At 71.9% G+C, this 22,355-nt stretch carries 22 protein-coding genes and 1 pseudogene; 15 read left to right on the top strand and 8 right to left on the bottom strand.

The features are described 5' to 3' along the window. Nucleotides 1–22: 22 nt before the first annotated feature. The 3 genes from ACZ7OO_RS30670 (at nucleotide 23) to ACZ7OO_RS30660 (ending at nucleotide 1,992) form a co-directional block, all read left to right on the top strand. Nucleotides 23–652 (top strand): hypothetical protein, encoded by a 630-nt coding sequence (locus ACZ7OO_RS30670; protein ID WP_471509661.1) that lies wholly within the window; start codon nucleotides 23–25, stop codon nucleotides 650–652. Between the two features lie 118 nt (nucleotides 653–770). Then, on the top strand, nucleotides 771–1,235 hold the full coding sequence (locus tag ACZ7OO_RS30665; RefSeq protein WP_471509659.1) for a hypothetical protein: 465 nt from the start codon (nucleotides 771–773) through the stop codon (nucleotides 1,233–1,235). Between the two features lie 307 nt (nucleotides 1,236–1,542). After that, the gene (locus ACZ7OO_RS30660; protein WP_471509657.1) at nucleotides 1,543–1,992 is read left to right on the top strand and encodes an ATP-binding protein; all 450 of its coding nucleotides are present in this window, start codon (nucleotides 1,543–1,545) and stop codon (nucleotides 1,990–1,992) included. An 80-nt stretch (nucleotides 1,993–2,072) separates the two neighbouring features. Here ACZ7OO_RS30660 and ACZ7OO_RS30655 read toward each other — a convergent pair whose 3' ends face one another. Further along, nucleotides 2,073–3,110: a DUF2637 domain-containing protein gene (locus ACZ7OO_RS30655; RefSeq protein WP_471509655.1), complete on the bottom strand. Its 1,038-nt coding sequence runs from the start codon at nucleotides 3,108–3,110 to the stop codon at nucleotides 2,073–2,075. Nucleotides 3,111–3,427: 317 nt separating this feature from the next. After that, nucleotides 3,428–4,252, bottom strand: a complete 825-nt coding sequence (locus tag ACZ7OO_RS30650; RefSeq protein ID WP_471509653.1) for a (2Fe-2S)-binding protein — start codon at nucleotides 4,250–4,252, stop codon at nucleotides 3,428–3,430. Between the two features lie 163 nt (nucleotides 4,253–4,415). Between ACZ7OO_RS30650 and ACZ7OO_RS30645 the strand changes: the two genes are divergently transcribed. After that, the gene (locus tag ACZ7OO_RS30645) at nucleotides 4,416–5,186 is read left to right on the top strand and encodes a GntR family transcriptional regulator (RefSeq protein WP_471509651.1); all 771 of its coding nucleotides are present in this window, start codon (nucleotides 4,416–4,418) and stop codon (nucleotides 5,184–5,186) included. A gap of 246 nt (nucleotides 5,187–5,432) precedes the next feature. On the opposite strand, the gene ACZ7OO_RS30640 is transcribed toward ACZ7OO_RS30645, so the two are convergent. The 3 genes from ACZ7OO_RS30640 to ACZ7OO_RS30630 form a co-directional block, all read right to left on the bottom strand. Then, nucleotides 5,433–5,933: a DUF2231 domain-containing protein gene (locus tag ACZ7OO_RS30640; RefSeq protein ID WP_471509649.1), complete on the bottom strand. Its 501-nt coding sequence runs from the start codon at nucleotides 5,931–5,933 to the stop codon at nucleotides 5,433–5,435. Nucleotides 5,934–6,008: 75 nt separating this feature from the next. Then, a complete protein-coding gene (locus ACZ7OO_RS30635) occupies nucleotides 6,009–6,791 on the bottom strand; it encodes a hypothetical protein (RefSeq protein WP_471509647.1) in 783 nt (260 codons plus the stop codon). 261 nt (nucleotides 6,792–7,052) lie between these two features. Then, nucleotides 7,053–8,726: a PucR family transcriptional regulator gene (locus ACZ7OO_RS30630; protein WP_471509776.1), complete on the bottom strand. Its 1,674-nt coding sequence runs from the start codon at nucleotides 8,724–8,726 to the stop codon at nucleotides 7,053–7,055. A 352-nt stretch (nucleotides 8,727–9,078) separates the two neighbouring features. Between ACZ7OO_RS30630 and ACZ7OO_RS30625 the strand changes: the two genes are divergently transcribed. The 5 genes from ACZ7OO_RS30625 to ACZ7OO_RS30605 all read left to right on the top strand — a co-directional run bounded on the left by ACZ7OO_RS30625 (nucleotide 9,079) and on the right by ACZ7OO_RS30605 (nucleotide 15,766). Continuing rightward, nucleotides 9,079–9,969, top strand: coding sequence for an FAD binding domain-containing protein (locus tag ACZ7OO_RS30625; protein ID WP_471509645.1), 891 nt, complete (start codon nucleotides 9,079–9,081; stop codon nucleotides 9,967–9,969). After that, nucleotides 9,969–10,526 carry a (2Fe-2S)-binding protein gene (locus tag ACZ7OO_RS30620; RefSeq protein ID WP_471509643.1) on the top strand — a complete coding sequence of 186 codons (558 nt, stop codon included), beginning with the start codon at nucleotides 9,969–9,971 and terminating at the stop codon, nucleotides 10,524–10,526. Before ACZ7OO_RS30625 ends, ACZ7OO_RS30620 begins: the two co-directional genes overlap by 1 nt. A 5-nt stretch (nucleotides 10,527–10,531) precedes the next feature. Next, nucleotides 10,532–12,931, top strand: coding sequence for a xanthine dehydrogenase family protein molybdopterin-binding subunit (locus ACZ7OO_RS30615; RefSeq protein ID WP_471509641.1), 2,400 nt, complete (start codon nucleotides 10,532–10,534; stop codon nucleotides 12,929–12,931). Between the two features lie 149 nt (nucleotides 12,932–13,080). Continuing rightward, complete coding sequence (locus ACZ7OO_RS30610) at nucleotides 13,081–14,541, top strand: NCS2 family permease (protein WP_471509639.1); 1,461 nt, start codon at nucleotides 13,081–13,083, stop codon at nucleotides 14,539–14,541. 67 nt (nucleotides 14,542–14,608) lie between these two features. Continuing rightward, complete coding sequence (locus ACZ7OO_RS30605; RefSeq protein WP_471509637.1) at nucleotides 14,609–15,766, top strand: XdhC family protein; 1,158 nt, start codon at nucleotides 14,609–14,611, stop codon at nucleotides 15,764–15,766. Between the two features lie 201 nt (nucleotides 15,767–15,967). On the opposite strand, the gene ACZ7OO_RS30600 is transcribed toward ACZ7OO_RS30605, so the two are convergent. Next, nucleotides 15,968–16,642, bottom strand: coding sequence for a Crp/Fnr family transcriptional regulator (locus ACZ7OO_RS30600; protein WP_471509636.1), 675 nt, complete (start codon nucleotides 16,640–16,642; stop codon nucleotides 15,968–15,970). 84 nt (nucleotides 16,643–16,726) lie between these two features. Beyond that, nucleotides 16,727–17,167 (bottom strand): SRPBCC family protein, encoded by a 441-nt coding sequence (locus ACZ7OO_RS30595; RefSeq protein WP_471509634.1) that lies wholly within the window; start codon nucleotides 17,165–17,167, stop codon nucleotides 16,727–16,729. A gap of 156 nt (nucleotides 17,168–17,323) precedes the next feature. Here ACZ7OO_RS30595 and ACZ7OO_RS30590 point away from each other — a divergent pair, with 156 nt between their 5' ends. From ACZ7OO_RS30590 to ACZ7OO_RS30575, 4 genes are all read left to right on the top strand, one after another. Then, nucleotides 17,324–18,346, top strand: a complete 1,023-nt coding sequence (locus ACZ7OO_RS30590) for a DUF2278 family protein (RefSeq protein WP_471509632.1) — start codon at nucleotides 17,324–17,326, stop codon at nucleotides 18,344–18,346. A 122-nt stretch (nucleotides 18,347–18,468) separates the two neighbouring features. Beyond that, on the top strand, nucleotides 18,469–19,110 hold the full coding sequence (locus tag ACZ7OO_RS30585) for a phosphoribosyltransferase (protein ID WP_471509630.1): 642 nt from the start codon (nucleotides 18,469–18,471) through the stop codon (nucleotides 19,108–19,110). Between the two features lie 15 nt (nucleotides 19,111–19,125). After that, on the top strand, nucleotides 19,126–19,545 hold the full coding sequence (locus ACZ7OO_RS30580; protein WP_471509628.1) for a TIGR03668 family PPOX class F420-dependent oxidoreductase: 420 nt from the start codon (nucleotides 19,126–19,128) through the stop codon (nucleotides 19,543–19,545). A 92-nt stretch (nucleotides 19,546–19,637) separates the two neighbouring features. Beyond that, complete coding sequence (locus ACZ7OO_RS30575; RefSeq protein ID WP_471509626.1) at nucleotides 19,638–20,588, top strand: serine/threonine-protein kinase; 951 nt, start codon at nucleotides 19,638–19,640, stop codon at nucleotides 20,586–20,588. 30 nt (nucleotides 20,589–20,618) lie between these two features. On the opposite strand, the pseudogene ACZ7OO_RS30570 reads toward ACZ7OO_RS30575, so the two are convergent. Continuing rightward, nucleotides 20,619–20,744, bottom strand: a pseudogene (locus tag ACZ7OO_RS30570) (ATP-binding protein); the annotation flags it as partial. Nucleotides 20,745–20,776: 32 nt separating this feature from the next. On the opposite strand from ACZ7OO_RS30570, the gene ACZ7OO_RS30565 reads away from it, so the two are divergent. Continuing rightward, complete coding sequence (locus ACZ7OO_RS30565; protein ID WP_471509774.1) at nucleotides 20,777–20,935, top strand: LuxR C-terminal-related transcriptional regulator; 159 nt, start codon at nucleotides 20,777–20,779, stop codon at nucleotides 20,933–20,935. 61 nt (nucleotides 20,936–20,996) lie between these two features. Next, nucleotides 20,997–22,124: an NAD(+)/NADH kinase gene (locus ACZ7OO_RS30560; RefSeq protein WP_471509772.1), complete on the top strand. Its 1,128-nt coding sequence runs from the start codon at nucleotides 20,997–20,999 to the stop codon at nucleotides 22,122–22,124. The last annotated feature ends 231 nt before the right edge of the window (nucleotides 22,125–22,355 follow it).

Genomic DNA, 22,355 nt, shown 5'->3' with positions numbered 1-22,355 from the left:
CCGATCCAACGGGGGACCATCCATGCCCAAGCACACCCGAGCAGGCGCGCTCACCGTACTCGCCGGCGCCGCACTGGCCGTCGGCACCGCGCTCGCCGCTCCGGCGGCGGCCGCGGCGGCCGCTGCGAAGGCGCCCGGCTTCCTCGCGGCGGCCGACCTGCCGCCGCACCCGAGCTCGTCCTGGACGGCCGGCAAGGTCACCGCGGGTGTGCCGGACGCGGTCAGACAGGACACCTGCCTGGGCATCGCGCTCGGCGGCGGCCAGAACACCTGGTACCGGGAGTTCCGCACCGAACTCGACACCAGGGCCCGCCAGGTCAGCGTCGAACTGCCCAGCGTCAGCGCGGCGAAGGGCCGGGTCGCGAAGCTGGACGAGGACATCGTGTCCTGCGCGGACCGGATCGAGATGGAGGACCCGGAGACCCGGGCCGCCTTCCAGGACCACGGCGAGCTGTCCGTCGGGGACGGCGCCCATGTCTACGCCCTGCACACCGAGACCTCCTGGGGCGCCAGTGACATCCGGCTGCTGTCGCTCGGCCGGGACGGGAGCACCGTGACGGTCGTGGACTGGGGACAGCTGGGCGGCTTCCGGGACGCGCCGGTGAAGGCGTTCAAGAAGACGACCGCCACGGCCGTGAACAAGCTCCACTGAAGACGTGGGCCGTCCTCCCGCTCGGGGGAGGGGAGGACGGCCCCGACAAGCACCACGTACCGACCAGGCACACAAATCCAAGTACAGAAGACCAAGTACCGAAAACGGGGAAACAGACATGAGCACCAAGACCCGCACCGTCCTCACCGCCGGCGTCCTCGCCGTGGCCCTCGGGCTCGGCGTCACCGCCCAGGCCTCGGCCGGCGCGCCGCGCAGCGTCAGCGGCGACCCGTCCGACAACCTCACCCGGATCGCCGACTTCTACGGCGCCTACATCGACGCCGTGAGCGACCCGGACGGCAGCGGCGACCTGCCCACCGCGCTGCGCGCCTACTACATCGACCCGACCTACCTGAAGCAGCTGGAGGCCTGGGAGGACCGCGAGCACGCCAACGGGGTGCTCCAGGCCCAGAACACCCCGATCAAGTGGAAGGTCACCGACAACGGAACGGCGAAGAACCACACCGAGGCCGTCATCACCCTCACCTGGAGCCGTGACACGACCACGAAGCTGATCGTCGACATGAGCCGCGGCTCCCACAAGATCATCCACATCGGCGCCAAGGGCCTCGGGGGTAAGTAGGCGGAAGGGTAGGTTTCGGCCAGGTTCGTCGGTGCCGTGGACCGCGCGAATCAGCTCGGGGGGTTGTGCGAGGGGCTGTTTCACGCCGGGTCTGCGGCACCGTTGGCGCGTACGGGACGGTCCGGGAGGCGACGTACGGGCCGGGGCCGGTCCGGGACATGGCCGAACACCCCGGCGTCAACGGCGTGACATGACTGGCCCGTGCCCGAGCGGGCATGGATCCCCGTGAACGTGTTCGATCAGGAGGGGATCCGGCAACAGCGTGCGGGCGGGGGTCATGAACAGTCAGGCACGAGGGGGCGGTCCCGTGGCCATCGGGGCCTCCTCGGCGAGAACGGCGGGGGAAGAGACCGACACGAGGGAGCGGGGACATCCGTCACAGCTCAGGCGCCCGCTGGGGCGGTCGGATCTGCGGGCGGTGCCCGAGGCGCGCAGGGAGCTGCGGGAACTGCTGCGGCACTGGGGGAAACCGGGCCGCTCGGAGATCGCGGAACTGCTCACCAGCGAACTCGTCACCAACGCCCTTCTCCACACCGACCGCGAGGCCGTGCTGACGGCCGTCGTGGGACCGAGCCAACTGCGGGTGGAAGTGAGGGACTTCGTGGGCCGTCGGCCGCGCGTGTGCGCTCCGGACACCGGGGACGGCACCCACGGCCGGGGCCTGGTGCTGGTCGACTCCCTCGCGGACGCCTGGGGCGTCCAGGCGCACGAGGTCGGCAAGTCGGTGTGGTTCGAACTGGACGCGGAGGCCGCCTGAGGCCGCCTTCTCACAACGGGACGGGGGCGTGACCTTCAAGGTCACGCCCCCGTCCCGAGGCGCCGTACGGCAGTGGGTGATCAACCGAACTGCTGCTCAAGGTCCTTGAGCTTGCGCTCCAGGGAGTCGAGGCGCGGCAGGGCCATCGTGTCGTCCTCCGCGGTCAGGTCGACGGTGATCGGGTCAGACCCTTTGCGGACGGGCTGGAGGGAGGGACGCTGGCGTACGGGCAGTTGCTCCGGCGCCGATATGGCAGGCTCCGCAGTGGGCTGGGAGGGACCGCGTTCGACCTGGTGCACCTCGTCCTGCCGGCCGGCGCGTCCGACGAAGCCCCGGTGACCCCGGCTGATGGCCTTGAGCTGGGCCCGCTCCAGACGGTCGTGCTCGCGGCGGCGCAACCGGTTCGCCTCCTTCTGCCGCTTGTCCTCGCGCACCTCGTCGACGGCCTCGTCGAGGCTGCGCACGCCCTCCAGGAGCATCAGCGACCAGGCCCTGTAGGTCTCGAGGGGAGCACGCAGCCAGCGCACGATGCGGATCTGCGGCAGCGGGCGCGGAACCAGGCCCTGCTCGCGAAGGGCGGCCCGGCGGGTCTGCTTCAGCGCGCGGTCGAAGAGAACGGCAGCCGAGAGCGACATGCCGGAGAAGAACTGCGGTGCACCGTCGTGGCCGCCGCCCCTGGGCGCGTGCACCCAGTTGAACCAGGCGGACGCGCCCGCGAAGGTCCACACCAGTATCCGGGAGCCGAGCGCCGCGTCACCGTGGCTGGCCTCGCGCACCGCGAGGACGGAGCAGAACATCGCCGCGCCGTCCAGACCGAAGGGCACCAGGTATTCCCAGCCGCCGGACAGATTGAGGTTCTGCTGGCCGAAGCCGACCAGCCCGTGGAAGGAGAGCGCGGCGGCGACCGCCGCACAGCAGAACAGAAGCACATAGGAGGCGGTGGCGTATATGGCTTCCTTGCGCCTGCGCCGTTCCTCGTTGCGCTCCCACGAGTCGTCCTTCGCGTGCTCCCCGCCGGACCGCTTGGATCGCGTCAGCACCGCCACCGCGACCAGTATGCCCAGGAGCAGTACGGCGCCCGGAAGCAGCCAGTTCAGCGATATGTCGGTCAGTCTCATCTAGGGGTCCCTTGCATTGGGATAGGGCGTATCGCCCGCCATAGTGGCCCAATCCCACTGGCCCTCATGGGGTTTCGGGGCAAGAGGCCGCCAAGGAAGTGCAAGGGGTTGCCCCAGGACGGCATTCTGCTCGAACTGCCGCGTGAGGGACGGGAGTTGAGTTCGAGTAAGAGTACCCATACGGGTGGTTCCTCGGAAAGTTCCTGCGGCAAGTGAGGAAGTTGTGAATTCCCTTTCGGCGCAAGACTGATCCCGCCCTCGGTGATCTTAGTGGATCCCGTGGGGTGCTCAGTGCCGAGGGTCGGCCTGAGGGTGCCTCAGGCCACGGCGGCCGCCGCGAGTTTGGCGATCCGCACGTCGTCGCAGGTGCGCGGGCAGGTGGCGCAGGTGTCCTCGGGGCGCAGTGTGTAGTACATGCAGCAGCTCGCCCGGTCCCGGGTCGGCAGCGGCTCGCCCGCCGGGCCGGTCAGCACCCGGAAGGCGGCCGAGCCGACGTACGGCCTGGTGGCACCCGGCAGAAGCCGGTCGAGTTCGCGCACGGCCCGCTCCTCGTCCCCGAGCAGGTGTGCGACGTACCAGAGCCCCTCGACGATCTCGTCGGTCGCCATGCCCCACAGTGCGCGCCCGCGCCGCCGCATCCGAGGCCCGAAGGCGCCGAGGACCGGTTCCAGGTGCTCGGCGACGGCCGCCCGCAGCTCGGCCCGCAGTGCCTCCTCGTCGGCGACGACGACCGCGCCGGGCAGCGCCGCCGCCGGGTCGCCCGGCAGGCAGGCGAAGGAGGCGACGCGTACGGCCATGCGGCCGGCGGTGCGGTCGTACGAGACATGCGTCACCGGCAGGCGCGGGACCCGGCGGTTCAGGAACCAGGGGAGAGTGATCAGGAGGCAGGCGGCCCAGCCGTAGCGGTGCAGGCCGAAGCTCGCCACCACGTCCGGGCGGCCCGGCTGTCCGTAGTCCCGCCGGATCTGCTCCTCGTCCCAGGCGAGGAAGGCGTCCAGACCGGCCTCGCCCGCCGCGAGCTCGGCGGCGCCGACCCAGCCGCCGCCCCGCGGTGCCGGCTCGCCCGGGCCCAGCTCCGTGACCACCAGGTCCGGGCAGACCTCGGCGAGGCGGGCGTAGGCGGCGGAGACGGGGGAGGTCATGGGCTACCACCGATCGGGTGCGGACCGACTACCAGGCAAGTAAGCCTTACCTTATCCAGGCATTCGGAAATTTGAACTATCGCCCGGTGCGCCTAAGGTGCTTGACGGACAAGTGACAACCCGCCGTTAATGGCCCAAGTCCCGACGAGTCGGAGGAGGACCCGTGGACCATCGCGCGCACCCGGCTCCCACCGAGACGGCCAGGGTGCCGGCGCAGACGCGGGCCGGGGAGACGGCCCGGGAGGCGACCGGACATCCCGCCGGCACGCCGGCCGCGCGCGGCGAGCACACTCACGGTGAGCGGCCGATCCCGCAGCACAGGCCCGCCGTGCAGCGGGCGTCCGTGCGGGGGCAGATCCTGGACGCGTTGCGTACGGCGCTGGCGAGCGGGGAGCTGGCGCCCGGTGAGGTGTACTCGGCGCCGGCGCTGGGGGAGCGGTTCGGGGTCTCCGCGACGCCCGTGCGCGAGGCGATGCAGCAGCTGGCCCTGGAGGGCGCGGTCGAGGTCGTGCCCAACCGCGGGTTCCGGGTGGTGGAGCGGGGCGCGCGCGAACTGGCCGAACTGGCCGAGGTACGGGCGCTGATCGAGGTGCCGGTGATGATGCGGCTGGCGCGCAGCGTGCCGGCCGGGCGGTGGGCCACGTTGCGGCCGCTGGCCGAGGAGTCGGTGCGGGTGGCGGCTTCGGGGTGCAGGGCGACCTACGCGGAGGCCGACCGGGCGTTCCACCGGGCGGTGCTGGCCCTTGCGGGCAATGAGCAGCTGGTACAGATCGCGGAGGACCTGCAGCGGCGGGCCCTGCCCCGGGTGCGCGGGACGCGGGGCGAGTTGATGGCGGACGCGGCGGAGCACGCCGCGTTGCTGGAGGCGTTGATCGCGGGCGAACTGGATGCGGTTCGGGCGTTGGTGGCGGGGCATTTCGCCGCCGTGAGGTGACGGGCGGGGGGTGTTCGCGCGGCGACCGGTTGCGGTGGAGACGCCCGGGAGGCCGGGTGGAAGCGGCGCGGTGGGTGTCGGGCGATCGCCGTGGAGGTGTGGGTTGCGGGCCGTGTGCGGCTGGTCGCGCCCACGCGGCGGAGCCGCACATCGATACACCCCCGCCCCCCTTACGGGGCGCGGGGGTGATGGGGAGGCACTCCACAAGCGCCGGTAAGTGCCCCCCTCGCCGGTGCCGGCCCGGCCTCAGCTGCCCTGCGCCGTCTTGTCGTACGCGTCGTGCCAGGCGGCCTTCGCGCCGGAGTCGCCTATGCGGTAGACGTCGACGACCGCACCGGCCGCCACGGCCACCGACAGCACGCCCACGACGATCCGCACCGGAAGGGCCGACAGGCGTCCGGCCCCGCTGCGGTCCGTCTGCGGCCCGCCGCTCCGCGTCGCCCACCACACGACCGTGGCCAGCACGAACAGACCCACCGCCCACGGCAGCAGTCCGTCACCCAAATCGGTGTGCCGGCGGACCAGGGCGTCGTCGGTCACGTGCCGCTCCAGCCACTCGCCGGCCTGGGTCGTCAGCGGCACGCTGACCAGGGCCACCAGCGCGAGCGCGGGCAGCACCACGCCCAGCCGCCGGGCGGCACGCGGCCACAACGCGGCCGCCACCAGGGCGAGTGCGGTCAGCGGAACAAGGACGACGACGATGTGGACCAGCAGGACATGGGCCGGCAGGCCGTTGACAGTGCTCATGGCAAAGCGCTCCTGAGGGGGGTCGGGGCGCGTCACACTGGCACAGCCAACTCTCAGTTTCCTCTGAGCCCGCTCTTATGCGGTCGCCGCTCCCGGCTCGGGTGGTGTCAGCTGCCGCGCCAACCACGTGGGTACGCCTCCCAGCAACCGGAACAACCTCCCCGCCTCCTCCCGCAACCGCGACGCCTCCGGTTCCGGCTCCGTGTCGGCCAGGGACGCGAGTGCCGGTGCCGTGCCCACCAGGTAGCCCAGCTCCTCCCTGATCCGCAGGGACTCGGCGAAGCCGTGCCGTGCCTCCGCCAACTCGCCGTCACGCAGGGCCAGTCCGGCCAGGTGGCGCCAGGTGAAGGACAGCAGCAGCGGGTCGGTGTGCGCGGTGGCGGCGGCATGCGCGCGGCGGTAGGCAGCCCTCGCCGCCTGCGGGGAGCCGGTCAGGTTCTCCGCCAGCAGGCCCCGGCGGAAGTCGAGAAGGGCCCGCCCCGGCGCCCCTGGAGGGATCAGCGCCGCCGCTCTGCCGAGCGCGGCCCGCGCCTCGTCGGCCCGGTCCCGCACCCCGTGCAGCGTGGCCGCGTACGCGAGTTGGCCGCGCTCGCACGCGGCCGCGCCCCGCTCCTCGTCGGTGCGGGCCACCGCCTCCGCCGTCCGCAGCGCGTCCTCCGCCTCCTCCCAGCCGCCCTCGGTGTAGAGACACCGTTCCACCATCAGCCCCGCCCGCTGCAGGGAGTACGTCGGCGTGTCCGTCGGCAGCAGTGCCGCCGCGTCGGCCCAGCAGGCCCGCGAGCGCAGCCGCCATACCGCGGTCTGGAGCGGATCGTCACCGGCGGTCGTTCCGTTCCCAGACACGGCGGAATACGCCACGTTGCCCTCCCCGGGGTCCTGCCCTTCGGCTCGGCCCGGGGTCGCGGGGCGTGGCACGCCCCACTCATCGGCATCGAAAGGCGAGGTGCCCCGACACCGACCTGATCCGAAGGGCAGGCCCAGCGCGCCGTCGAGCTGTGAAGTGGTGGCCGCATTCCAGCACCGATCGCCGCGCGAGGCCAAGAGGGTGGGTGAATAATTTCACAAAGTCGTGGGACGGCGGGGGCACTTGGCGCGATCCGGTCGTACGCCCGCGTGACCTCAGCTCATCCGCAATGCCAAGAAGAAATCGAGCTTGTCCTCCAGTCGCGAGAGGTCCCGGCCCGTCAACTGCTCGATCCTGCCCACGCGATAGCGCAGTGTGTTGACGTGCAGGTGGAGCCGGGTGGCGCAGCGGGTCCAGGAGCCGTCGCAGTCGAGGAACGCCTCGAGGGTCGGGATCAGCTCCGCTCGGTGCCGGCGGTCGTAGTCGCGCAGGGGGTCCAGCAGCCGGGCGGTGAAGGCGCGGCGGACGTCGTCGGGGACGAAGGGGAGCAGCAGGACGTGCGAGGCCAGTTCCTGGTGGCCGGCCGCGCAGACCCGGCCGGGGCGGGCGGCGGCCACCCGGCGGGCGTGCCGGGCCTCCTCCAGTGCCCCGCGCAGTCCCTCCGCCGAGTGCACGGCCGCACTGACGCCGAGGGTGACCCGGCCGTCGTCGTCCAGGCCCGCCGACAGTGGGTCCGCCACCGACTTCAGGAGGGCGTCGGCGTGGATACCGGACTCGGAGCCGTCGCGCTCGGTGGCGACGGCGGGGAGCGGGACCAGGGCGATCGCCTCGTCACCGGTGTGGGCCACCGCTATCCGGTCGGACGGCTCCGGGCCGGTGGCCAGCGGGTCGACCAGGATCTCCTCCAGGAGTGACTGCGCGACCGGGCCGCCCTCGACCTCCCCGCCGTCCCACTCGACTCGGGCGACCACCACCTGCCAGTGCGGGGCCGCGCCCAGACCCGGCAGCAGGACGGGCGCGGCCACCCGCAGGCGCGCGGCGATCTCCGCCGGGGCCGCGCCCGTCTGGACCAGCTCCAGCACCTCCCGGGCGAGCCGGCGCCGTACCGTACGGGCCGCGTCGCGGCGGTCGCGCTCCACGGCGATCAGCTGGGTGACGCCCTGGAGCAGGTCGAGGCGCTCGTCCTGCCAGTCGCCGGCGTCCGCCTCGACGGCCAGCAGCCAGTCCGAGAGCACGGTCTCGCGCACATCCCGCGCGCCCTGCGGGGAGCGGCCACCGGACCGGATCGGAAAGAGCGAGAACGTCGTACCGCCGAGGAGGACGCGGTGCGGGCCCCGGCGGCCGGTGCGGGTCGCGGCCAGGTGCTCGGCGGCCAGCTGGGCGCAGGCCTCGGCGGGCAGCGCGGGCCCCGACACCTTGGAGCCGGCGATCAGGCGGCCGGTCGGGGAGAGCACCCACGCCCGCAGGTCGAGGTCCGAGCCGAGCAGGTCCAGGACCACGTCCGGGCCGCCGCCCGCCGGGCCCGAGGTCATCATCCGGCGGTGCCGGTCGACGACGGCCGCCAGGTCCCCGGCCCGCTCGCCGCTGACCTGCCGTACGACATGCTCGGTGATCGTCGCGAACGCCACCGACTCGTGCACCGCGAACAGCGGGAGGCGGTGCCGGGCGCAGGCCACTACCAGGTCGTCCGGGATGTCCCCCAGCTCGGCCTCACCGGCCGCCAGCGCGGCCACCCCGGCCTGCGCCAGGAGTCGTACGAACGGCTCGGAGTCCGCGGCGTCCCGGCGCCAGGCCAGGCCCGTCAGCACCAGCTCACCGCCCGAGAGGTAGCGGCTGGGGTCACGCAGGTCCGTGGTCATCACCCCGCGCACCGTGCGGTCCAGCTCGTCCTCGCCGCCGAGCAGCCGCAGGCCCAGCGCATCGGTGTCCAGCAGTGCGCGCAGCCGCATCTCGTCGCCGCCGTTCTGTGTCTCGAAATCTACGATGAATCTTGCAGTGTCATGGATGAGGCGCCCGGCGTGCGGGGTCACGGGCCGAGATCGCGGGGTGCCTGGGCGTTTCCCGCGTTTCCACAGGAAATCCAAGGGGTTACTGATGACCTCCGTTCATACGAATCTACAAGATGCCCGTGCTGGCCAGCCAACTCCTTCATGGTTTCGGTGACTGACCCCGGTGGAGTACGGGGCGGTGTACTGGCCTCATTCCGCGTTAACAGGACATGAACGAGCCGGGCCCGCCGCACACGGATTGGCTCAATCCGCACGACTCACGAGACTCACGAGACGGAGAAGAGAGCCGGTCATGGACTTCCTTCGCCCCGCCAGCTGGGATGAGGCGCTCGCCGCGAAGGCCGAGCACCCCACCGCAGTGCCGATCGCGGGTGGCACCGATGTGATGGTCGAGATCAACTTCGACCACCGCCGGCCCGAGTACCTCCTCGACCTCAACCGCATCGGCGATCTCTACGAATGGGAGGTCGGCGAGGAGAGCGTACGGCTGGGCGCCTCCGTGCCGTACACCCGGATCATGGAGAACCTGCGCACCGAGCTGCCGGGTCTCGCCCTCGCCTCGCACACCGTCGCCTCCCCGCAGATCCGCAACCGCGGCGGCGTCGGCGGCAACCTCGGCACCGCCTCCCCGGCCGGTGACGCCCACCCGGCGCTGCTGGCTGCCGGTGCCGAGGTCGAGGCCGAGTCCGTGCGCGGCACCCGGCTCATCCCCATCGACGACTTCTACACCGGCGTGAAGCGCAACGCCCTCGCGCCGGACGAGCTGATCCGCGCCGTGCACGTGAAGAAGGCCGACGGACCCCAGCAGTACTCCAAGGTCGGCACCCGCAACGCCATGGTCATCGCCGTGTGCGCCTTCGGGCTCGCCCTGCATCCCGGGACGCGGACCGTGCGTACCGGTATCGGCTCGGCCGCTCCCACGCCGGTGCGCGCGAGGACCGCCGAGGACTTCCTGAACGCGGCGCTCGACGAGGGCGGCTTCTGGGACAACGGAAAGGTCATCACCCCGTCGGTCGCCAAGCAGTTCGCGGACCTGTGCGCCGCCGCCTGCAACCCGATCGACGACGTCCGGGGCACCGCCAGCTACCGCCGTCACGCGGTCGGCGTGATGGCCCGCCGGACGCTCACCTGGACCTGGGAGTCGTACCGCGGCGCCCGCCGCATCACGGAGGGAGCCGCGTAATGCGCGTCAACTTCACTGTCAACGGACGCCCGCAGGAAGCCGACGACGTCTGGGAGGGCGAGAGCCTTCTCTACGTGCTGCGCGAGCGGCTCGGTCTCCCCGGCTCCAAGAACGCCTGCGAGCAGGGCGAGTGCGGATCGTGCACGGTACGGCTCGACGGGGTCCCCGTGTGTTCGTGCCTGGTCGCCGCCGGTCAGGTCGAGGGCCGTGAGGTAGTCACCGTCGAGGGCCTCGCGGACTACGCCAAGGACCGCTCCTGCGGTACGACGCTCGACGAGGCCAAGCGCTGGGAAGCCAAGCCCTCGGACTCCCATACCGGCGAGGGCACCGAGCTCTCCCCCATCCAGCAGGCGTTCATCGACGCCGGCGCCGTGCAGTGCGGCTTCTGCACCCCGGGTCTGCTGGTCGCCGCCGACGAGATGCTGGAGCACAACCCGACCCCGACCGACGCGGACATCCGCGAGGCACTGTCGGGCAACCTGTGCCGCTGCACGGGCTACGAGAAGATCATGGACGCGGTCCGCCTCGCGGCTGCCCGGCAGGGAGAGGCGGTCTGAGCGACATGCCCACCATCGGCACTCCCACCAAGATCACCCAGGGCTCCCAGACCAAGGGCGGCATCGGCGAGTCCACGCTCCGCCCGGACGGCACCCTCAAGGTCACCGGCGAGTTCGCGTACTCCTCCGACATGTGGCACGAGGACATGCTCTGGGGCCAGATCCTCCGCTCGACGGTCGCGCACGCCGAGATCGTGTCGATCGACACCAGCGAGGCCCTCGCGCAGCCCGGCGTCTACGCGGTCATGACCTACGACGACCTGCCGACCGAGGTGAAGAACTACGGCCTGGAGATCCAGGACACCCCGGTCCTCGCGCACGGCAAGGTCCGCCACCACGGCGAACCGGTCGCGATCGTCGCCGCCGACCACCCGGAGACCGCCCGCCGCGCGGCCGCCAAGATCAAGGTCGAGTACCGTGAGCTCCCGGTCATCACCGACGAGGCCTCCGCGACCGCCCCGGACGCGATCCACATCCACGAGAACCGCGACGACCACCACAGCGGCCACGTCCCGCACCCCAACATCGTGCACCGGCAGCCGATCGTCCGCGGCGACGCCGACGAGGCCGCCAGGCGCGCCGACGTCATCGTCAAGGGCGAGTACTACTTCGGCATGCAGGACCAGGCCTTCCTCGGCCCCGAGTCCGGTCTCGCGGTGCCCGAGGAGGACGGCGGCGTCCACCTGTACATCGCCACCCAGTGGCTCCACTCCGACCTGCGCCAGATCGCCCCGGTCCTCGGCCTGCCCGAGGACAAGGTGCGGATGACGCTGGCCGGCGTCGGCGGCGCGTTCGGCGGCCGCGAGGACCTGTCGATGCAGATCCACGCCTGTCTGCTGGCCCTGCGCACCGGCAAGCCGGTCAAGATCGTCTACAACCGGTTCGAGTCCTTCTTCGGGCACGTCCACCGCCACCCCGCGCGGCTCTACTACGAGCACGGGGCCACCCGCGAGGGCAAGCTGACCCACGTCAAGTGCCGGATCGTGCTGGACGGCGGCGCGTACGCCTCCGCCTCCCCGGCCGTCGTCGGCAACGCCTCCTCGCTCGGCGTCGGGCCGTACGTCGTCGACAACGTCGAGGTCGAGGCCATCGCCCTCTACACGAACAACCCCCCCTGCGGCGCGATGCGCGGCTTCGGCGCGGTCCAGGCCTGCTTCGCCTACGAGGCGCAGATGGACAAGGTGGCCAAGCAACTCGGCATGGACCCCGTGGAGTTCAGGAAGCTGAACGCCATGGAGCAGGGCACCCTGCTGCCCACCGGCCAGCCGGTCGACTCACCGGCCCCGGTGGCCGAACTCCTGCGCCGGGTCAAGGCGATGCCCATGCCGCCCGAGCAGCAGTGGCTCTCGGCCGGCGAGGAGGCAGACGTACGCCAGCTGCCCGGCGGTCTCTCCAACACCACCCACGGCGAAGGCGTCGTACGCGGCGTCGGCTACGCCGTCGGCATCAAGAACGTCGGGTTCTCCGAGGGCTTCGACGACTACTCCACCGCCAAGGTGCGCATGGAGGTCGTGGCCGGCCAGCCGGTCGCCACCGTGCACACCGCGATGGCGGAGGTCGGCCAGGGCGGTGTCACCGTCCACGCGCAGATCGCCCGCACCGAGCTGGGCGTCACCCAGGTGACCATCCACCCGGCCGACACCCAGGTGGGCTCGGCGGGTTCGACCTCGGCCTCCCGGCAGACGTACGTCACCGGCGGCGCCGTCAAGAACTCCTGCGAGCTGGTCCGCGAGAAGGTGCTGGAGCTGGGCCGTCGCAAGTACGCCACCTACCACCCCGCCTGGGCCACCGCGGAACTGCTCCTGGAGGCCGGCAAGGTCGTCACCGACGGCGGCGAGGTGCTCGCCGACCTGGTGGACGTGCTCGGTGACGACGTGGTCGAGATCGAGGCGGAGTGGCGGCACCGGGCGACCGAGGCCTTCGACCTGCACACCGGCCAGGGCAACGGCCATGTCCAGTACAGCTTCGCCGCCCACCGCGCGGTCGTCGAGGTCGACACCGAGCTGGGCCTGGTCAAGGTGATCGAGCTGGCCTGCGCCCAGGACGTCGGCAAGGCACTCAACCCGCTCTCCGTCGTCGGCCAGATCCAGGGCGGTACGACCCAGGGCCTGGGGGTCGCGGTGATGGAGGAGATCATCGTCGACCCGAAGACGGCGAAGGTGAGGAACCCCTCCTTCACCGACTACCTGATCCCGACCATCCTCGACACGCCGACCATCCCGGTCGACGTCCTCGAACTCGCCGACGACCACGCCCCGTACGGGCTCCGTGGCATCGGCGAAGCCCCGACCCTGTCGTCGACCCCGGCCGTCCTCGCGGCGATCCGGAACGCGACGGGCCTGGAGCTGAACCGCACGCCCGTCCGCCCGGAACACCTCACCGGCACGGGACCCTCCGGGGGTTGAACCGGTAAGTCGTCCTGGGGGACCTCGTCCCCCAGGACCCCCCTGAATGTTCGCCTCGGGCCGTCCCCCGGGTCGGGCACCTCCCCAAATCCCGCCAGACGCCGAAGGCACGTCGCGGGTGCCCCTTTGAACCTTGGGAGTAGGCCCATATGACCCAGCAGTCACTCGAGCCGAAGACCGTCGCCGAAGACGCGGGAGAAGGCACCCGCGTCACGGCCGGCCGGTCCCGGCTCGACCGGTACTTTCACATATCCCGGAGAGGATCCACGGTCGCTCGTGAGGTCCGCGGCGGCGTCACCACCTTCATGGCGATGGCGTACATCCTCCTGCTCAACCCCCTGGTCCTGTCCGGCAAGGACGCGGCCGGGGACACCCTCGGCCAGAAGGCCCTCATCACCGCGACCGCGTTCGCGGCGGCCTTCACCACGCTGCTGATGGGCTTCGTCGGCAAGGTGCCGCTCGCGCTCGCCGCCGGCCTCTCCGTCTCCGGCGTGCTGTCCTCACAGGTCGCCCCGCAGATGACCTGGCCGCAGGCGATGGGCATGTGCGTGATGTACGGCGTCGTCATCATGCTCCTGGTCGTCACCGGCCTCCGCGAGCTGATCATGAACGCGATCCCGCTCGCGCTCAAGCACGGCATCACCATGGGCATCGGCCTGTTCATCGCCCTCATCGGTCTCTACAAGTCCGGCTTCGTGCACCAGGGCAAGGCCACCCCGCTCACCCTCGGCCCCGCGGGCCAACTCACCGGCTGGCCGGTGCTGCTCTTCGCCGGCACGCTGCTGCTGATCTTCATGCTCCAGGCCCGGAACGTCTCCGGTGCCATCCTGATCGGCATCATCAGCGGCACGGTCGTGGCGGCCGTACTCAACGGCCTCGGGGTCATCGACCCCAAGCAGTGGGCGGCCGGCGCCGCTCCCGCACTGCACGGCTCCGCCGTCTCCATGCCGGACTTCTCGCTCTTCGGGCACGTCGAGTTCGGCGGCTGGGGCAAGGTCGGCGCGATGACCGTGGCGATGATCGTCTTCACCCTGGTGCTCGCCGGATTCTTCGATGCGATGGCCACCATCATCGGCGTCGGCACGGAGGCCGAGCTCGCCGACGACAAGGGCCGGATGCCGGGCCTGTCCAAGGCGCTGTTCATCGACGGCGCGGGCGGCGCGATCGGAGGCGTGGCCGGCGGCTCCGGGCAGACCGTGTTCATCGAGTCGGCGACCGGCGTCGGCGAGGGTGCCCGTACCGGACTCGCCTCGGTGGTCACCGGCCTGTTCTTCGCGGCCTGTCTCTTCTTCACCCCGCTCACCGCGATCGTCCCGCAGGAGGTCGCCTCGGCCGCCCTGGTGGTCATCGGCGCGATGATGCTGATGAACGCCCGGCACGTCGACTGGGCCGACCGGGCCACCGCCATCCCGGTGTTCCTGACGGTCGTCCTGATGCCCTTCACCTACATGATCACCACGGGTGTGGCCGCCGGCGTCATCTCCTACACCGCCATCAAGGCAGCTCAGGGCAAGGCGCGGGAAGTCGGGGCATTCATGTGGGGCCTGACAGCCATCTTCCTGGTCTATTTCGCCCTCAATCCCATCGAGAGCTGGCTCGGCGTCCACTAGCTAGACGCTACACAGCCCCGCCCCTTTGGGGCGCCTCTCCCCAACGTCGTCCAAAGGAGACCGAGAGATGCTGGACATCGCCGAGGAGCTGAACCGGTGGGTCGCGGACGGCCGTGACTTCGCCGTGGCCACGGTGGTGGCGGTCGGCGGCAGCGCCCCGCGGCAGCCCGGCGCCGCCCTTGCGGTGGACGCCGACGGCACCGCCGTGGGCTCGGTCTCCGGCGGGTGTGTGGAGGGCGCCGTGTACGAGCTGTGCCGGCAGGCGCTGGAGGACGGCGAAACCGTCCTGGAGCGCTTCGGGTACAGCGACGAGGATGCCTTCGCCGTGGGTCTGACCTGTGGCGGCGTCATCGACATCCTCGTCACCCCGGTACGGGCGGACGACCCCGCCCGACCGGTGGTCGCGGCCGCGCTGGCCGCCGCCGCGCGTGGGGAGGCGGCGGCGGTCGCGCGGATCGTCACCGGGCCGGCCGAACTCCTCGGCCGCGCGCTGTTGGTGGACGCCGACGGCACCTGTGAGGGCGGCTTCGGCGGCCACCCCGAGCTGGACCGCACGGTTGCCGCCGAGGCAGAGGCCTTCCTGGACGCGGGCCGCACCGGCACCCTGGAGATCGGAGAGCAGGGCTCCCGCTGCGGAGCACCGCTCACGGTGCTGGTCGAGTCCTCGGTCCCGGCACCTCGGATGATCGTCTTCGGGGCGATCGACTTCGCGTCCGCGCTGGTCCGCGTCGGCAAGTTCCTCGACTACCACGTGACGGTGTGCGACGCGCGGCCCGTCTTCGCCACGAAGGCCCGCTTCCCGGAGGCCGACGAGATCGTCGTCGAGTGGCCGCACACGTACCTGGAGCGGACGCAGGTGGACGGCCGTACCGTCCTGTGCGTCCTCACCCACGACGCCAAGTTCGACATCCCGCTGCTCCGGCTCGCCCTGCGCCTGCCGGTCGCGTACGTCGGCGCGATGGGCTCCCGCCGCACCCACCTGGACCGCAACCAGCGGCTGCGCGAGGTCGGCGTCACAGAGCTGGAGCTGGCCCGCCTCAGGTCCCCCATCGGCCTCGACCTGGGCGCCCGTACGCCCGAGGAGACCGCCCTGTCGATCGCGGCCGAGATCGTCGCCAACCGCCGCGGCGGCCGCGGCCTCTCCCTGACCGGCGCCCACACCCCGATCCACCACGACACGGCATCGACATCGACGCCCGCGCGGCGGATCGGGTCGGTGGCCTAGTCCCCCCGGCCCAGGCCACCCCTCAGGGAGCGGAGCGCCCGGTCCGTTCCCCCGATCGCCGTACCGGTCCGGGCGCCAGGGGACGATGGAAGCGCCTTCATGGGCGTCGTACAGCGTCAAATGACGCGTTCGGCGGGGGGAGTTCCGTTCCGATGCCTTCGCGGTGCAACTCCTCTGCCCTCGCGGCGCGAGCGGACCGGGTCACTCCGCCGCCCAGCGCCGTAACCCCGCCAGGTCGAGTACGACGGTGCGGCCCCGGCGGGTGGCCACCAGGCCCTCCTGCTGCATCGCCCGCAGACAGCGCACCACCGACTCCCTGGACGCCCCGGTGGCGGCGGCCAGTTCTCGCTGGTTGACCTGGACGGAGACGGCACCCGGCAGCGTGTCCGGCGCGGCCGAACCGTACTGCACGGCGAGCTTCACCAGCAGCCCGGCCACCCGGGCCCGGGTGGTGCGGGCGCCCTGTTCGGCGCGCAGCCCGTCGGAGTCCCGTAACCGGCCCACGACACTGCGCAGCACCGCCAGGCACAGCGCCGAGTCGCGCTCCAGGAGCCGCAGGAAGGGGTCCGCGGCGACCACCACGCCCTCCGAGCGGCGCATCGCGGTGACCGTCGCGCCCCGCGGGCCGCCGTCGACACAGGCGAGCTCGCCGAGGAGTTCACCGGGGCCGCGCAGGGCGAGCAGACTGGTGTAGCCGTTGGCCGAGTCGACCGTCGCCTTCACCAGACCGGCCGTCAGCAGGACGACGGAGTCGGCCGCCTCGCCCTCCCGCATCAGCACCTCGCCGCGGACCCATCCGCGCGGGTGCCCGGCCTCCCGCAACAGCTTCACTTCCCCGGGCGCGAAGAACGCCACCTCCGAGCCTCCCGGCCGCATCGACCCACGGTGACCGTTCGGCACCGGAGGGCCACTGTCCATCGTGCGGCCGGGATCTGCCAAGGGGGGAGGCCAGGGCGGCGGCTACGGTTTCCTGAGCAGCGCGTTGACCGCCCGCCCGAACACCGCCCGGGCGGCCCGGTCCAGCAGCGGGTCAAAGGCCGACGGCATCCCCCGCACCCGCAGTTCCTCATGCCAGATCACCCGGGTACGGCCGCCGGGCCCGGGACGCACCTCCAGTTCGGCCCAGCCGAGCACCATCCGGCCGTGCTTGACCAGGCGGCACCGGCCGGAGCCGCCGTCCTCCGGGGGTTCCCAGACGGTCACCTCCATGGGGTCCTCGAAGGACAGCGGCCCGAGCCCGGAACGGGCCACGAAGACCGTGCCCTCATGGGTCGGGGGATCGGTGAGCACGCTGATCCGGGTCAGCGGGACCGCATCCGCGTGCGCGGACCACTCCGTGAGCCGGCGCCACGCCTCGTCGATGGGCAGCGGAGCCGTGCGTTGGAGAAGGAAGGTGACCACGGAACGATCGTAGGGAATCGGCCAGGCTCCGCGGGGCGCACACCATCTGTTCACAGGACCGACGGAAACGTCCAAGACGGACCGGAAGCCGCCCCGGGCCCGTACGATTCCCGCCATGGGCGGGCAACCCCCTGCCTTCACGGGGAGTTGGCCGACATGCCGTTGAAGACCTATGGCGTACTGATCGCCCGGGCCGTCGACATCCGGCGGGAGGGCGCCGGCGACAGCCCGCACTACCAGATCCATCTCACCGACGACACAGGCGTCCACTACCGGGCCGCGGTCAACGTGCTCTCGCAGCAGAAGCCCGCCGAACTGCTCTACCTCGTCGACGACGACTTCAAGCACCCCCTCACCGTCCGCCTGGAGGGCCTGACGAGCGGCTGGAACACCCTGCCACCCGGGCCCGGCGGCCCCAACCTCGACTTCGTGCGCGGCAACCTCTTCGACCCGGCGCAGATGCGCGTCCTGCCGGCCGACCGCTCGGGCCCCGACAACGACCTGGCCGACCTGCTCGACCACTACGTACGCCGTGCCGTCGACGACCCCAGTGCCCGGCTGTACCTGTTCGGCGAGCGCTGGGGGCCCGAGACCGCCGTCAAGGACAAGGTCTTCGGCTTCCTGCCCGGCAACGGCGTCCACGACATCCACATGAACCAGGGCAACAGCGGCCGCTTCCGCAGCGACGACGGGGTGTGGCAGGACGGCGGGCTGCTCATCCGTCTCCCCGGAGACGGTCAGGTCCAGGAACGCTGGGTCGGGATCTTCCTCGCCTTCCAGAACCAGGCCTGGCACACCGACGACGTCACCGGCCACGCCCTCGACGGCGTCGACACCTCCCGTCCCGCCCCGGGCGACCAGCCGGTCCGGATCGTCGCCGCGCTGGTCAACCCGCCCGGCCCCGCGCCCGAAGCGGAGACCGTCACCCTCCTCAACGCCTCACCCGCCCCGGTCGACCTCACCGGCTGGCGCCTGCTCGACCGCATCGGGCAGACCTCCCCGGTCCCGCCCGGCCCGCTGGCCGCCGGTGCCACCCTCGCCGTGCCGCTGTCCGGTGGCGCCGAACTGGGCAACCAGGGCGGCGAGATCACCCTCCTCGACTCCGCCGGCCTCAAGGCGGACGGGGCGTCGTACACGGCCGAACAGGCGGCCCGAGAAGGATGGTGGGTCGTCTTCTGACGGGACCCTTTGAGGACAGCTTATAGAACGCTTGTGCGAATTTTTCGGATGGACTCGGTCTTCGACGCCTTCGGGTGTGAGCATGGAAGAAGAGGACCGACGCCGGCCCGAGAGGACGAACCGTGCGCTACCGGGACCGCGCCCAGGCCGGTCGCGAACTCGCGGCCGTACTGGGGAAGTTGCGCGACGAGGGTGGCCTGCCCGACCCCATCGTGCTGGCGCTGCCGCGGGGCGGGGCGGCCGTCGCCGCGGAGGTCGCGCGGGAGCTCTCGGCCCCGCTCGACGTGCTCGTCGTACGCAAGATCGGAGCCCCGTACCACGAGGAGTTCGGTGTCGGCGCGATCGCCGGGGACGACCCGCCGCTCCTCGACCGCGCGACCCTGGCCCACCTGCGCATGAGCGAGGACTCCCTGGCCCCAGTGGTGGAACGCGAGCGGCGGGAACTGCGCCGCCGCGAGCGCCGGTACCGGCAGGGGCGGCCGGCGCCCGAGCTGCGCGGCCGCACCGTGATCGTCGTCGACGACGGCCTGGCCACCGGCTCCACCGCCCGCGCCGCCCTGCGCCACGTACGGCGCCGGGGCCCGGCCCGGACCGTGCTGGCCGTCCCCGTCGGCGCGCCGGACTCCCTGGACGCGCTCGCCGCCGAGGCCGACCTCGTCGTCTGCCCGTGCCGGCCGGCCCTGTTCAGCGCGGTCGGCCAGTGGTACGACGACTTCGGGCAGCTGACGGACGCCGACGTACTGGACGCCCTGCGTGGCGCCTGAGAGAGAGGGAGCGCCGTGCCGGAACTGGGTGAGGGTGAGGCGCGTCGGCGGTTCGCCGAGGCACGCGTGGCACGGCTCGCCACCGTCGACGAGACCGGCCGCCCGCATCTCGTGCCGGTCGTCTTCGCACGGCACGGGGCCGACGGGATCGTCACCGCCGTGGACCACAAGCCCAAGACCACGCCCCGCCTCAAACGGCTGCGCAACATCGCCGCACAGCCGTCCGTGAGCCTGCTCGTGGACGCATACGACGAGAACTGGGACCACTTGTGGTGGGTCCGGGCGGACGGTGACGCGCGAGTGATTCCCGCCGACGCGTCGGTCATCGAGCCACTGTGCGAGAAATACCCGCAGTACCGGGAGCGTCCCCCCAGCGGTGCGGTCATTTTCGTGACGGTGTCGCGCTGGACGGGCTGGCAGGCGGCCGTCTCTTAGGCGCTGAGTTCCCGCCCGCCGCCCCAGGCGCGCGGCGCCGCACCGATGGTTACGATTTGATCAGGTTTGACACGTTACGGGGTGGACATGTGATGGCGACGCGCATCGCGGGGTACGAGGTCGAGGGTGAGATCGGGCGGGGCGGGATGGCCGTCGTCTACCGTGCGACGGACCTGCGCCTGGACCGCACCGTCGCCCTGAAGCTGCTCGCCCCGGAGATGGCCCGCAACGACACCTTCCGTCGCCGCTTCACCCACGAGTCGCGTGTGGCGGCCGCCCTCGACCATCCCCATATCGTGCCGATCTTCGAGGCCGGCGAGACGGACGGCGTCCTCTACATCGCGATGCGCTATGTGTCGGGCCCGGATCTGCGCGCGCTGCTGGACAAGGAGGGTGTGCTGCCGGTGGAGGCGGCGCTGCGGATCGCCGCGCAGGTCGCCTCTGCGCTCGACGCGGCACATGAGCACGATCTGGTGCACCGGGATGTGAAGCCCGGCAACGTGCTGGTGGCGCGGGGCACGGACAGCGACCACCCGGAGCACGTGTATCTCACGGATTTCGGGCTCACCAAGAAGTCGCTGTCGCTGACGGGGTTCACGACGGTCGGCGAGTTCGTCGGCACGCTGGACTATGTGGCGCCGGAGCAGATCTCGGGCCGCCCGGTGGACGGCCGGTGCGATCTCTACAGTCTCGCCTGCGTGGTCTTCGAGATGCTCGCCGGCGGTCCGCCCTTCGTCCGGGACGAGGACATCGCGCTGCTGTGGGCGCACCAGTACGACCGCCCGCCCGCGCTGAGCGAGGTGCGGTCCGGGTTGCCGCCGGGGTTGGACGAGGTGTTCGCCAAGGCGCTGGCCAAGGTTCCCGAGGAGCGTTACGACTCCTGCCTGGAGTTCGTGAGGGCGCTGCGACTCGCCGCGTTCGGCGTCGTACCGGGGGAGCCGGCCCCGCCGGACCGGCCCGCGCGAAGGACCCCCACCGTCCGCCGGAACACCGGACCCGCCGAGCCACCGCCCACCTGGGCCCGCCCGGTGTTCGGCCCCTGAGGCCTGTCCGCCGGAACCTCGCCCCTCCCGGAGGAACTGCTCAGCCCAGACGGTCTTGCCGGTGCCGGCGTGCCGGGTGCCCCAGCGTCGGCTGAGCTGGCCGACGAGGAGCAGGCCGCAGCCGCCCTCGTCGTAGGTGTGGGCCCGTCGCATGTGCCGTCGCGCCGGCCCCGCGTGAGCGCGAGACGCTGAAGCAGATCGCCGCGGGCTGTACATACCTGCAGGCGGCACGGCACATGGGGCTCTCCCGGCACACCGTCGACGCCTACCTCCGCCGTATCCGCGCCAAGCTCGACATCGACACCACGGCCGAGCTCACCCGGCTGGCCATCTCCCTTGGCCTGTGAGATCCGCCCGGCCGTGACAGCGTGGGAGCAACGGCTGAGCACGGGTGTCCTGGAGGCGGAGATGACGGTGAACGGGCTCGGACTTGTGGTGCACGGGGGCCGCCCTGAGGCGGTGGACGCCGCCCGTGGCGTGCGGGCGTGGGCGGCGGAGCACGATGTGCGGTGCACGGACATCGACGTGTGGAACGACGGCGGACGGCACCACTCCGTGGAGGAGGTCGCGGCCGCGGGCGACCCCGACCTGATCGTCACCCTCGGCGGCGACGGCACCTTCCTGCGCGGCGCCCGGCTCGCCGCCCGCAACGACGCTCTGGTCCTCGGCGTCGACCTGGGCCGGGTCGGCTTCCTGACCGAGGTGGCGGCCTCCTCCGTGCGGGAGGCGCTGGACGCGGTCCGCGAGGACCGGTTCACCGTCGACAGCCGGATGCTGCTCACCATGCGCGCCTCCCGCCGTCTGGAGATGCCCTCCGACATGGAGGAGCTGATGCGCTACGGCCGCGGGCCGCTGCTGCCGCCGCCCCAGGTGCGCACCGACTGCGAGGAGAACGCGGAGTGGGGCGTGCCCCTGCACGTCACCGCGGTCAACGACGTCGTACTGGAGAAGCTCTCCCGGGACCGTCAGGTGTCCATCGGCGTGTATGTCTCCGGGCGGCTGCTCGCCTCCTACTCCGCCGACGCGCTTTTGGTGGCGACCCCGACCGGCTCGACCGCCTACAGCTTCGCCGCCGGCGGTCCCGTCGTCTCGCCGTGCGCCGACGCGCTCGTCTTCACGCCGGTCGCCCCGCACATGGCGTTCAACCGCTCGGTCGTCACGGCCCCGAACGAGGCCGTCGGACTGCGCATCCTGGAACACTCGGGGCAGGTCGCGGTCAGCGTCGACGGGCAGGTGCGGGGCGTCCTGGGGCCGGGGGACTGGATCGGCGTGTACGCCGCCCCGGTCCGGCTGCGCGTGATCCGGCTCGCGCCGATGGACTTCTACGGCCGGCTGCGCGAGCGCATGAACCTCACCGACGCCCCGGCCGCGGTCGCCGACGGCGCCGCCGCGCCTCTGTGGTCGCTGCGGACACCCCCGCCCGACGACCTCTCCCATCTCTCCCTGCTGCCCCCCAGCACGCTGAACGCCGAACCGGAAGAGCTGTGCGCCGAGGATGCCGAGGACGATGTCGCCCCGGCACCCGGCCGCGGCTGATCACCGCCGTGGTGTCCAGCGTGGCGACCTCGTCGGCGGTCGGTTCGATGCCGGCGGCGGCCACGTTCTGCTCCAGCCACTTCACCCGCTTCGTCCCCGGGATCGGCACCACGGGCACATCGAGAACCGCGCCGCGAGGGGCAGGCCGACCGGCAGATCCGGCTCCTCATGGACGGCCTGCAGACAGGTGCTCCGGCCCGCGCCGAAGGGCGCCGGCCGGAGCGGTGAGGG

The sequence above is a fragment of the Streptomyces sp. NPDC111744 genome (assembly GCF_055634995.1).
Note: the sequence above shows the minus strand (reverse complement) of the source record. Positions and strands in the feature narration are given on the sequence as shown.